General features: G+C 34.1%; 12 protein-coding genes. 9 read left to right on the forward strand and 3 right to left on the reverse strand.

Annotated elements, in window-relative coordinates; genetic code table 11:
* The first annotated feature begins 2 nt into the window (after window positions 1-2).
* The 8 genes from AS161_RS06320 to AS161_RS06355 all read left to right on the forward strand — a co-directional run bounded on the left by AS161_RS06320 (window position 3) and on the right by AS161_RS06355 (window position 8,282).
* Window positions 3-485: a hypothetical protein gene (locus tag AS161_RS06320; protein ID WP_164542161.1), complete on the forward strand. Its 483-nt coding sequence runs from the start codon at window positions 3-5 to the stop codon at window positions 483-485.
* A 4-nt stretch (window positions 486-489) separates the two neighbouring features.
* Window positions 490-1,044: an HPF/RaiA family ribosome-associated protein gene (locus AS161_RS06325; RefSeq protein WP_011993506.1), complete on the forward strand. Its 555-nt coding sequence runs from the start codon at window positions 490-492 to the stop codon at window positions 1,042-1,044.
* A gap of 152 nt (window positions 1,045-1,196) precedes the next feature.
* Window positions 1,197-1,487, forward strand: coding sequence for an NAD(P)H-dependent oxidoreductase subunit E (locus AS161_RS06330; RefSeq protein WP_011993505.1), 291 nt, complete (start codon window positions 1,197-1,199; stop codon window positions 1,485-1,487).
* Window positions 1,487-3,139, forward strand: coding sequence for a [Fe-Fe] hydrogenase large subunit C-terminal domain-containing protein (locus tag AS161_RS06335; RefSeq protein WP_164542162.1), 1,653 nt, complete (start codon window positions 1,487-1,489; stop codon window positions 3,137-3,139). Before AS161_RS06330 ends, AS161_RS06335 begins: the two co-directional genes overlap by 1 nt.
* Window positions 3,126-4,265: a PP2C family protein-serine/threonine phosphatase gene (locus AS161_RS06340; protein WP_011993503.1), complete on the forward strand. Its 1,140-nt coding sequence runs from the start codon at window positions 3,126-3,128 to the stop codon at window positions 4,263-4,265. The genes AS161_RS06335 and AS161_RS06340 overlap by 14 nt, the downstream gene beginning before the upstream one ends.
* A 210-nt stretch (window positions 4,266-4,475) precedes the next feature.
* The gene (locus AS161_RS06345; protein ID WP_164542163.1) at window positions 4,476-5,501 is read left to right on the forward strand and encodes a polyprenyl synthetase family protein; all 1,026 of its coding nucleotides are present in this window, start codon (window positions 4,476-4,478) and stop codon (window positions 5,499-5,501) included.
* A 46-nt stretch (window positions 5,502-5,547) separates the two neighbouring features.
* A complete protein-coding gene (gene glgX, locus AS161_RS06350; RefSeq protein WP_164542164.1) occupies window positions 5,548-7,704 on the forward strand; it encodes a glycogen debranching protein GlgX in 2,157 nt (718 codons plus the stop codon).
* A gap of 14 nt (window positions 7,705-7,718) precedes the next feature.
* Window positions 7,719-8,282: a hypothetical protein gene (locus AS161_RS06355; protein WP_164542165.1), complete on the forward strand. Its 564-nt coding sequence runs from the start codon at window positions 7,719-7,721 to the stop codon at window positions 8,280-8,282.
* A 4-nt stretch (window positions 8,283-8,286) separates the two neighbouring features.
* On the opposite strand, the gene AS161_RS06360 is transcribed toward AS161_RS06355, so the two are convergent.
* On the reverse strand, window positions 8,287-8,670 hold the full coding sequence (locus AS161_RS06360) for a Rid family detoxifying hydrolase (RefSeq protein WP_164542166.1): 384 nt from the start codon (window positions 8,668-8,670) through the stop codon (window positions 8,287-8,289).
* A gap of 34 nt (window positions 8,671-8,704) precedes the next feature.
* Window positions 8,705-9,400 (reverse strand): ABC transporter ATP-binding protein, encoded by a 696-nt coding sequence (locus AS161_RS06365; protein WP_164542167.1) that lies wholly within the window; start codon window positions 9,398-9,400, stop codon window positions 8,705-8,707.
* 127 nt (window positions 9,401-9,527) lie between these two features.
* Between AS161_RS06365 and AS161_RS06370 the strand changes: the two genes are divergently transcribed.
* On the forward strand, window positions 9,528-10,406 hold the full coding sequence (locus AS161_RS06370; protein WP_164542168.1) for a YitT family protein: 879 nt from the start codon (window positions 9,528-9,530) through the stop codon (window positions 10,404-10,406).
* A 65-nt stretch (window positions 10,407-10,471) separates the two neighbouring features.
* Here AS161_RS06370 and AS161_RS06375 read toward each other — a convergent pair whose 3' ends face one another.
* On the reverse strand, window positions 10,472-12,457 hold the full coding sequence (locus AS161_RS06375; RefSeq protein WP_164542169.1) for a methyl-accepting chemotaxis protein: 1,986 nt from the start codon (window positions 12,455-12,457) through the stop codon (window positions 10,472-10,474).
* Window positions 12,458-12,553 lie beyond the last annotated feature (96 nt).

The raw sequence follows: 12,553 nt of genomic DNA on the forward strand, positions 1-12,553 counted from the left end.
CGATGATAAAAGACTACTTAAACAGTATCGTCGAAGAAAAATCTTCAAAGGATTTCATAATATTCTCTTCTTTGTTGTTTTCGATTGGGTTTATCATGTCTATAATTTCAAACGCATTTTTCTTTATAGATCACGTTGCCGTCAAGGTATTCATAGGCATTGCAAACACTGCATTCTTCATTGGAATAATAGGACTTACCATAGTAATAAGCAAATGGTTTAACGTCGATGATGAAAAACTTCGTGCATTATCAAACCTTTACATGATATTTATGCTCATTTTTACCTTTATTGGTTATTTCATACCATTTCTATTTTTGATTTCGACAGCTCTTTTGATTTCTCTTATTTTGACAGCGAAAAAATTTGTTTTATCGGATGAGAAATTAGTGATATCAAAAGTAGTAAGTTATTTCCTTATCACTTTGTCTTTCTACACAATGGAGCTTGTGACGGAGCTAAACGAGGAAATCACTCGGAGGTGATTATATGGAGATTAAGACTTTTTCCAAAGGTATCGAACTTTCAGATGCTGTTGTTTCTTATCTTGAAGAAAAGTTAGAAAAAGTAAAGAGAGTGCTCAGCTCTTTTAAAGACAAAGCAAACATCAACATCGAAGCGCGTTTTGACAAAGATGGTCCATATTATACTCTCTTACTTAAAACACATTTTAACGGAAAAGATATTGTTGTTCAAGAGAAGGCAAATGATATTTACGGTGTTATTGACAGTGCATCGGACAGTTTTGAAAAATCGGTAAAAAAAGAAAGAGAATATTACAAATCTCACCACAAATCAAATGTAAAAAGTGCAATTGAAGTAATTGCTGAAGAACTAACACCAAGAGACCTCTCAGAAGAGGAAGAAGAAAAGATAGACACAGTAAAAAGAGTATTTTTAGCAAATATCTCTCTTGAAGAAGCACTTGCCCAAATGGATGTTATGAATCACGCTTTCTTTGTTTTTAGAAACGTAGATACAGGTGAAATCAATCTATTATACAGGAAAAATGGTAAGTACGGATTAATAGAGTTCCAAGACTAAAAACGCTAAAAAATAAAAATAAATTTCTATAAATCACAAGTGCCCCGATTTGGGGCACTTGACTTTTTTTATCCAAGGTATTATCATAGAGCTGGAATTATCGTGAAATAATTAACGAAACAAATCAAAAATTTTTGGAGATGGGAGAGCATATGGAAAGTGAAAAAGATTTAAAAAACGAAAAATTCGTAGTTAGTATATGTTTTGGTAGTTCATGCCATTTAAAAGGTTCGTACTCAATAGCAGAAAGACTCAAAGAATTTATCGAAAAAAATAAATTAGAAAACTCAGTTGAACTCAAGGGTTCACTATGCCTCGGGATGTGTGTAAATGGGGTAAATATACTAATTGATGATAAACTATTATCAAATATTAATTGTGAAAACATAGAAGTTGTATATGAATATCTAAGAAATAAATTCATAAACGAAGGTGATAAATAGTGAAGGAAAGTCTATATATTATTTCAAATCGTGCCAATTGTAAATACTGTTACAAATGTCTTAGAAATTGCCCTGTAAAAGCGATAAGTTTTCAAAATGATGTATCTTTCGTCATAGAAGATGAATGTATTTTGTGTGGAACATGTGTTAATGTATGTCCACAGAACGCAAAAAATTACCGTGATGATATAACAAAATTTGAATCTTTAATAAATAAACCTTTCATTGTTTCTATCGCACCGTCATTTTATGGAAATGAGGATGCTCCATTAAAGATTTTATCTATTCTAAAGTCACTGGGCGCCGTTTACATCTCCGAAACAGCTGTCGGTGCAGAGTTTGTTACGGAAGAATATATTAGAATATACGAAAATTCTAATCACTCGTTGATTACAACATCTTGCCCGGTAATTGTAAATCTAATAGAAAAACACTATCCGCATTTGATACCGTACATGATGCCGATTGTATCACCTGCAATTGCACATTCTCAGTTTTTAAACCAACTTTTTGGCGACCTTCCAAAGCTTTTTGTCGGACCGTGTATAGCAAAAAAAGAAGAACTTGAAAATTATTACGACGTTGTTCTAACATTTGAAGAACTTGAAAAATTTATAAAAAAAAGAGAAATAATTGTTGATGATTACAAAGAAAGGTTACCAGATTTCCCTTATCCAAAAAGAACACGTTTTTATCCAACATCCGGTGGAATATTATTTTCAGCTCAACAAAATACTTATAATCATTTGATTTTAGAAGGCGTAAACAACATTATCGATTTTCTTGAACACTTCAATGAAAATATAAATGAAAAAGTAATTATAGAAATGTCTGCTTGTCACGGTGGATGTCTAAATGGTCCAGCAACCGATAGAAATGTTAATATTCTTGAAAAACGCTTCAAATTAAATAGTGTAATCAAACAAATTAACAATACATCTATTCAGCCTAAGTATATAGATTTAAAGGAGTATAATTTTAGTTTAAAAAAACAATTTATAAATAAATCTAAAAAGGTAGAAATCAGTAAAGAAAAGATAGAAAATATTCTGAAGTCTATGGGAAAAGATTCTCCAGAGAAGGAACTAAATTGTAGCGGTTGTGGATACGACACTTGTGTTGAGAAAGCAAAAGCTGTTTATCTTGGTAAGGCAGAAAAAGATATGTGTTTTGCTTACCTTATTGAAAAAGTTTCATCAGTTTCCAACAAAGTTGTCGATGAATCACCCAATGGTATATTGATATTCAAAGATAACGATTTACTTTACATCAACGAATCAGCTAAGAAGTTATTTGTAAATTACGAAAAGGAAAGACTCATTGAGATTTGCGAAAGAATATTCAACGATCCAAACAGAATCCACGAGATTTATATAAATGGGAAAAAGTTTTATTTCTATCCAAAAGCGTTCAGTTTACCAGAAGATAGTGGAAACGTTATATTACTTGTCGACATAACTGAGTTAATAATCCAAAAAGAACGAATGAATGAATTAAAAAGTAAGACGATAGAAAAGATAGAAGAAGTTTTAAATAATCAAATGAAACTCGCGCAAGACATTGCAAGCATTCTCGGTGAGTCTATAGCTGAGACAAAAGCCCACTTTTTAGAATTTAAAAAGTACATGGGGGAAGAAAATGCTGACGTGTGAGATACATTATGCGCAAAAAAACAAAGCAGGCGAAGAAGTTTGTGGTGATACGATAAAGATAAAAAGAGACGAAAAAAAGACAGTTGTTAGTGTTTCAGATGGTCTCGGAAGTGGCATAAAGGCAAGCATACTATCCACACTCACCGCTTCGATGGCAACAACTATGGTATTTAAAAATGTCCATATTTCAGAAGTTTTCAAATCCATTATCTCGACGCTTCCAACGTGTAAAGTACGTGGAATAAGTTATGCAACATTAGCAACTTGCCATGTTGACCATGAAACAGGTGAATGTGACATATACGAATACGATTTTCCTGTTGTCTTGGTATACAGAGGAAACGAGATGGTAGAGCTTACTAAAAAACATATTGAAATAGAAAATAGAAAAGTGTATTGTTCACAATTTAGCGTCCAGCCGGGTGATTTCATATTTTTAATGACCGATGGAATTACTCAAGCTGGAATGGGAACGAAAAGATTTCCTTTTGGGTTCGGATTAGAGAATGTAAAATTCGAATTGATTAACTTGATAAAGCACAAAGTTGATCCGCAAAGCATTGCTTTACACCTTGTAAGACTCGCAGAAGCTCTTGATACTGGAACGAAAGGTGATGATGCAACAGTTTGCGTAATTAAAATCAGAGAGAGAAGGAACTTGACAATAATGATTGGTCCACCAGAAAGGAAGGAGTTAGACGAGATTGTTGTAAAAAGATTAATTGAATCAGAAGGTAAGAAAGTTATCTGTGGCGGAACAACAAGCCAAATTGTTGAAAAAGTTCTTGGAAGGAAAGTAGAAATAGATTTTTCGAGTATCTCTGAAATTTCACCACCAATAGGATATATGGAAGGAATAGACCTTGTAACGGAAGGCATAATAACTCTTTCTCAAGTTTTCAGATATTACGAATCTCAAGAAACTCAATTGGGAGTTGGAGCTCAAAAATTAATAGATATGTTCGAAGAATCCGATGTTATAACTTTCTTGGTTGGGCGCGCTATAAATCCTGCTCACCAAAATCCTCTATTTTCACATGACATATCACTCAAATTCAGATTAATACATGACTTGGCACAGATATTAGAAAAGAAAGGAAAAATAGTAAATATAGAATATTTCTAATTCAAAATCGGTTTAAATAAACTCTAAAAACAGGCAATGGCTTCTGTTACCCATTGCCTGTTTGTTTTTGTTAACACAAATTGGAATTTATAATTCGTAAGCTTCTTTATGATTTGAGTTTCCTTTGCAATTTCTTCATAAGGTGATATAATTAAAAAAGAACATCAAAGAAATTGTTAAAAAATACCAAATGGAGAGTGTTTAAATGATATGGAATTGAATCATTATATTCAAAAAATCGATGAAAAGATAGAAACTCTTTGCGAAGAACTTAAAAAAATTGCACCAGAAAACTTAAAAGAGTTAATAGAAAACTTCAATGAATTCACTCTAAGACCTGGAAAGAGAGTAAGGCCACTTCTTTTGTTACTCTCTTACAACGGATACAAAGGGAAAAATATGGACGATGCCATTACATTTGCCGCGGCAATTGAAATTATGCATTCATTCCTTTTGGTCCACGATGATATAATCGATAACGCTGATTTGAGAAGAGGGAAACCTACTTTACACAAAATCTATGAAAAATCATACAACTCAAGCAAGTTAGGAACCGACTTAGCAATAGTTGTCGGTGATATAGTTGCTTTTTACATATTTGGAATACTATCTGAATTGAAAGTAAGCGAAAGTACATTGAAAAAAATCGTAAAAAATTTCTCTAAGTGCTATGTTAACACAGGCTTTGGACAATTACTGGACATTTTATACGCTGGCAGAATAGATGATAAAATCGTAAACGAAGATATTCCAGAAAAGATAAGCGAGTTAAAAACCGCTTATTATACTTTCGTTTATCCTATGTTATTTGGATACTATCTTTCTGAAAATAATATAGAAAAAGAAGAAGAAAAGATATTAATTGTTGGGAAAAATGCGGGAATTGCATTCCAATACAGAGATGATATAATAGGCATTTTTGGAGGGGACGCAAAAACTTTAAATGACTTACACGAAGGGAAATTCACCTCAGTAATTAAATTAACTTACGAACTCTTAGATGAAAATGACAAAAAAATATTTTTAAATTTAATCTCTAAAAATCCAAAAAACGAATCAGATATAGAGAAACTTTACGAACTCATTAGAAAAACAAATTCAGTATCCGTTTTACAAGATAAAATAAATACATTGATTGAAGCAAGTCTTAAATACACAGAACAACTTACTATGAACGAAGAGTCAAAAAGCTCATTAAGACAACTGATTTCTAAGATTAAAAGTATTCCATTGTAATTTTCTAACTATTGTAATTAGCCTAAAAAATTTAGGAGGGATAATTTTGGCAGATTATCCACTTCAGTATAAGAACCCTCCAGCGTCAGAACAGTTAAAAACCAAAAGAGGCTATCCAAGGCTTGGTGCAACGCCTGATGAAACAGGTGTTAACTTTGCTATATTCTCAAGAAATGCAACAAGTGTTACGCTTGAGCTATACCAAAACTATTACGACCAATCACCATCGCACGTTTTTGTTCTTGATCATATTAAGAACAGAACAGGTGATATTTGGCATATTTACGTGTATGGCGTGGGGCACGGACAATACTATGGGTGGAGAATAGATGGTCCGTATGACCCAATAAATGGGAAGCGTTTTAATAAAAACAAATTGCTCATAGATCCATACGCAAAAGCTATAACAACATTTTTTGATTGGGATGACGATGCGGTATATGGATACGATAGAAAATCCCCTCTTCAGGATTTGTCGTTTTCAACAATTGATTCGGCTCAAAGCATGATCCGTTCAATTGTAATAGATGATTCAAAATACGATTGGGAAGATGATAAACAATTACACATTCCTTGGAACGAAACAATAATATATGAAATGCACGTTAGATTATTTACAGTAAGTCCAACCTCCAAAGTAAAATTCCCCGGTACGTTTTTTGGTATAATAGAAAAACTTGACCATCTTAAAGAATTAGGTGTTACAACGATAGAATTAATGCCCATATTTGAGTTTAACCTTGACTCAAATCCTAATATAAATCCACTAACAGGTGAAAATCTAAAAGATGTCTGGGGTTATAATCCTTTAAATTTCTTTTCGGTTACTGGAAACTATTCAGTTGGTTTGAAACTTGGTGAACAGGTATTTTTATTCAAAGATTTTGTAAAAACACTCCATAAGAATGGCTTTGAAGTAATTTTAGATGTCGTATACAACCATACAGGCGAAGGTGGAGAAAAAGGTCCCACGTTATGCTTCAAAGGTATCGATAACGAGATATACTATATGTTAAACCCGACGAATAAAAGGTATTATCTAAATTACTCAGGTTGCGGTAATACATTGAATTGTAATCATCCCGTTGTAAAAGAAATGATAATTGACAGTCTTAGATATTGGGCAACGGAAATGCACGTAGATGGATTTAGATTTGACCTTGCCTCTGTGCTTGGTAGAACACCGGATGGAAGATGGGTTGGCGATTTATCACTTCTTAAGGATATCGCTGAAGACCCTATCGTAGGAAAACTAAAACTCATCGCCGAAGGTTGGGATGCCGCCGGTGGCTATCATTTGGGATTATTTCCAGAAGGTTGGGCAGAGTGGAATGGCAAGTACAGAGACTGTGTAAGGAAATTTGTCCGTGGTGATAATGGAGTTATCCAAGAATTAATGCTTAGAATATCCGGTAGTCCTGATTTGTACGCAAATAGAAAACCACACGCGAGCATAAATTTCATAACATGCCACGATGGATTCACAATGAGAGACTTGGTATCATATAATCGCAAACATAACGAGGCAAATGGTGAGGGTAATAAAGACGGGACGGATGAAAACTTTAGCTATAATTACGGTGTAGAAGGTGATACTGATGATCCACAAATTCTAAAAATTCGAAAACAACAGATAAAAAACTTTTTTACAATTCTCATGGTTTCTCACGGAACACCTATGATACTCATGGGTGATGAGATGTTTAGAACTCAGAAAGGTAACAACAACGCTTATTGTATCGATAATGAAACAACATGGGTTGATTGGACATTGAAAGAACAGCACAGGGACTTGTTTGAATTTGTGAAAAAGATTATCCATTTCAGAAAAACACATCCTGCACTGAAGAGAGAATGTTTCTTTGAAAAATACGATAAATTTGGTAATTTGATAACCGATATAACGTGGCATGGTGTAAATCCGTTCGAACCAGACCTTGGCTATTATTCACACTCCATAGCCTTTATGATTTCTGGTTTTGACCCAATTAAAGGTGTCCAAATAGATAACGATATATACGTTATCCTTAACCAATGGAAAGAACCCTTACAATTTATTTTACCACCTCTGTATGGCAAGAAATGGTACAGGATAGTCGATACATCTTTAGAATATCCATATGATTTTTTGGATAATCCAATTCCAGTTGATGGACATTACATAGCCCAACCACATAGCTCCATCGTAATGATTTCTTATTAAGGAAGGTGAAAATATTGAAAACGCTGATAGCTTTAGTAATAACTATACTTGGCTCGTATTTTAGCAATAAAATAAATAACTTATTACTTTCTCGTTTGGTGGTTGTATGCGCTTTAATTGGAATCGGTTTTTTAATATCTAATCCTGTTCTTGGTTCATTGTTAACTTTAATCCTTCTTTTTTCAAGGGTCATTTACACTCAAGTGAGAAAAGATATAGTTGAAGATTTAAAAATGTACTTGTTCAATAAGGCGATTTTAAAAAGTCAAACGTACCTAATGTTACTTTTTACTGGCGGAATAATTCTTGGTTTTGTATTACCTGCAGTCAAAAATTACAAAATTAGTATATCGATAGTCATATTCGTTTTTGTAATGCTCATATACCTTGTCGAATATTCAAATTGGAAGAGCTTTGAGGATAAAATAAATAGGGCCAGAGAAATATCTGACCATATTGAATCATTAAAACATGCGTTCGAACTTATGATACCATTCAAAGAAATCAACGCAGACGAGATTGTTAAAAATAGATTGGAACTGTGGAAAAACGTCCATCAAAATAAAACAAACACTTAATCAATTAGCATTCAACGATGAATTCAATCTCAACTGTTGCACCTTTTGGGAGACTTTGAACACCAACTGTACTTCTCGCAGGATAATTATTTGTAAATTTACTAAAGAATTTCTCATAACATTCATTGATTTGAGCGAATTCCTCAAGTTTCGTCGTAAATATAGTCGTCTTAACGATGTTCTTTGGAGAGAGGTTAATTTCTGATAGCATATTTTCGACATTCTTAAGAATTTGCTCCGTTGCTTTTTTGATATCGTCTGTTATTAGTTCACCTGTTTCTGGTACAATTGGTAAAATACCTGAGAAAAATATGAGATTTCCACTCTTAACAGCTGAAGAATAAGGTCCAACTGCTTTAGGCCCAGTTAAGAATTTTAATGTTTCCATAAAGTGCGTACCCCCTTTTTAAAATTTAATTCTTTTAAACCTCTAAAAATTCTCTCTTTACCTTTTCTTTGTACAACTTGACACCATCGTGTACATCTCCATCAAAAACTATTTTTCCTTTATCTATGAATATACATCTATCGCAAACTTCCGAAAAAAGATTCAGTTCATGTGTCGCAACAAGAATCCCTTTTCCAATTTCTCGAAGCTTTGAGATAGCACTTAAAACTTCTTTTTTCCCGTTTTTATCTAACATTGCTGTCACTTCATCTAAAAGTAAAAACTCTGGCTCAAGCGCAAGTACTGAAGCTATTGCTAAACGCTGTTTTTGACCACCAGAAAGATAATACGGGTCGTAATCTCTCAATTTTGAAAGTTCAAGTAAATCTAAGACATAATTTGCTCGTCTCTCCATCTCTTCTATGCTTAACCCTATATTTTCCAAACCAAAAATAACATCTTCCCAAACAGTGCTTCCAATAATCTGTGTTTCTGGATTTTGAAAAACATAACCGGTTAATTCTGAAATGTCTTTGTACTTATCTGGAAGAAATATATTACCGCTTGTTGGCTCAAAAAGTCCAGCAAGTAACTTCAACAACGTTGACTTGCCTGAACCATTTGAACCAACAATCATAACAACTTCTCCATTACTAAAAGTTGTTGAGATATCGTTTAATATTACTCTACCGTTCAAAATTACTTGTATATCCTTTAAAATAATCTCCAACTACCACCACGCTCCAATTGTTCAATTTCTTTAAAATTTCACATAATTATGATATCATAAAATAGCGAAACATTCCACTGGTGAAAAATTTCAGCATAATAAAAATTATCAGCATGGGAGGGATGGTATGAAGAGGGAAAATTTAGACATTAAGGAACAAATTAAAGAGTATATCCTTTCAACGATAGGAGTACTATTGACCGCCCTTGGACTTGTTATATTCTTTATTCCTAATAACATCGCAGCAGGTGGGGCAAGTGGTATGGCGATGATACTCCACAGGTTTATACCTGCTATCTCCGTTGGAATATGGATGTATGTTATAAATATCATTTTATTTATCCTCGGTTTTTTACTTGTTGGCAAAGATTTTAGCTTTAAAACTATTTATTCAACATTTGCTTTGAACTTTTTCGTTGATTTATTCGATAGAGTTATAAACATTCCTAAGTACCAAGGTAACGATTTAATGCTTGCAGTATTTTTCGGAAACGTACTTGCTTCTGTTGGTATGGCTATCGCATTTGCAAATAATTCATCAACCGGAGGTACAGACATCTTAGCAAAGATAATCTCAAAGTATTTCCACACACCGTTGGGTACCACTTTGTTGATGGTCGATTTTTCAATAGGTATTCTCGCTGGTATAACCTTCGACGCACGAATAGGTATGTACGCGCTTTTAGCAATAATTATCAATGGAATCACAATTGATTTTGTAATGAAAGGTCTTGAACTTTCAACAACCCTAATGATAATTGGTAACAAAACTGAGGAGATAAAAAAGTACATACTAGAACATATGGAAAGAGGTGCAACCATACTAAAAGCTAAAGGAGCTTACTCAGGAAAAGATATTGATGTACTTTACGTTGCACTCAAAAGAAGAGAATTAGGAGAGGTTTTAAATGTTATAAAGCATATAGACCCTGATGCATTTGTTATAGTAACAGAAGCAAGGTATGTGTTAGGCGAAGGGTTCAGGAAAATAGATAAGGTTATATAAAATTAAAAAAGCTCGGGTTTAACCCGAGCTTTTGTTTTTTATTTTTCAATTTTAATATCAAACGGCTATATTTTAAACTTCTTAACTTCTTCTACTAATTTTTCCGCTATATCATCTAATTTTTCTGCTGTTCTTGCTACTGTACTTATAGCGTCCGCTTGTTGTTTTACCGCCATTGTTACTTCGTTCATCTGTTCCACTACTTCTACCATCGACCTGCTAGCACTATCCATCGCACTGCTCATCTCTTCAGCCGCTGCACTCTGCTCTTGCGCACTCGCCGCTAAGTTCTCCACCATTTGTGACATCTTTAAAATACTATTCAGTATCTGGTCAAATTGCCCTTTCACTAAATTTGATTGCCCAGCCGCTTGGTTCACTATCTCCACAGTTTCCCTCGTTGCTTCACTTGCTTTTACACTTTCATCAAGTATCCCTTTCAATATATTCGCTATATTTTGCGTCGCTTGTTTACTTTCCTCCGCCAATTTCCTTATTTCGTCCGCAACTACCGCAAATCCTCTTCCAGCTTCTCCTGCCCTTGCCGCTTCTATCGCTGCGTTCAACGCAAGTAAATTCGTTTGTTCTGCTATCGAGTTAATTGTATCCACTATCTCTCCTATATTCTTCGCACTATCTGACAATTTTTCAACCGTTTCAAACGTTGTGTTCGCTTTTTCTTTTGTTTGGATGATAACGTCGGCTATGTTTAATATAGCTTTTTGACCTTCGTTTGCAAGTGTTGAAACTCTCTGCGCTTCTTCGCTTAATTTCTGCGAAGCATTTGCAACGTTTTGCGCACTTGCTGCTACTTCCTCTATTCCACTTGTCAATTGTTCTATTGCTGCCGACGCGTTGTTCACATTTGAGCCTACACTATCAACCTGCGCTGTGAGCTCTTCAATTGTTGCACTAACTTCTTCCGAAACTGCCGCAACTTGACTTGCTTCTTGTTTCACTGTACTTGATTCCTCTTGTATTTTCTGCGCCATGCCTCTTAAGGATGTTACCATCGAAGAAAGAACATTTCCAAGTTTACCTATCTCGTCTTTTGTATCCAATGAAAAACTAACAGTTAAATCACCTTGCGCAATTTTTTCAGCAATACTTGAAAGTTCTTTGAGTGGTTTTACAACATATCTTCTTGATATGAGAAACGCGAAAACAATTGAAATTATGATGGCTAACGCGATTATTATAGCAAAAATCAAAGTAAGTTTGTTCACTTCGGACATTAACACCTTTTCGGGAACGATAGTTGCGTAAATCCAGCCATTTGGCAATCTTTTGTAACCTGTTATTCTTGGAACATTATCAAATACATACCTAAATACACCACTTTCTGGACCTGTTTGCCACTTTTTGAAAAATTCTGTGTCTTTTACACTCTTACCTACATAGTTTTTTACACTATGAAGAATAATTGTTCCATTTTCACTAACAACTGCATGCAGATAACCAAGTTCCTTACCTTTTTGGAGAAGCTGGTTAGCCAATTTTGAACAATCAAAGTCAATGGCAACTACACCAACAATTCCTTCATCTGTTTGAACTGTTTTAGCAATGGTTATAACGAGCTGTCCTGTTGACGCATCTTCGTAAGGTTCTGTGATAATAACTTGTCCTGGTTTTGCAACGGCATCTTTGTACCAGGGCCTTGCTGTTGGGTCATAGCCTTCTGGAAGCTCTGATTCTGGAATCAAATACATTCTTTTATCTTTTAAGCCAACGTAAACGAACAAAACATTTGGATAGCTCTTTATAACTTTGTCAAATAGTTTTTTCATCCATTCCTCTTCGTTGAACTCATTTTTATAAACACCTGTTACATTACTTTCTCTCGAAAGTAGTTCAACAAGCTGGACGTGACCCTGAATGAAATTCCAAAACTCACCCGCACTGTTTTCCGCAAGTGCTTGCAAATTTTGTTCAGTCTTTTCAATTGTTTTGCTTCTTAAAGTAATAACACCAAACACACCGATAAATACCATAGCGATACTAAGAATCACTACAATAACAAAAATCTTCCAAAAAATAGATAAGTTTTTCATAAAGTTTCCTCCTTTCTTTAGATTAAGAATATTACATTATCAATGTCTATCACAAAAATATTAACAACGGAAAAACTGTGATAAATAAGCTTTTAT

Source organism: Fervidobacterium sp. 2310opik-2 (assembly GCF_011057735.1).
Taxonomy (GTDB): Bacteria; Thermotogota; Thermotogae; order Thermotogales; family Fervidobacteriaceae; genus Fervidobacterium; species Fervidobacterium nodosum.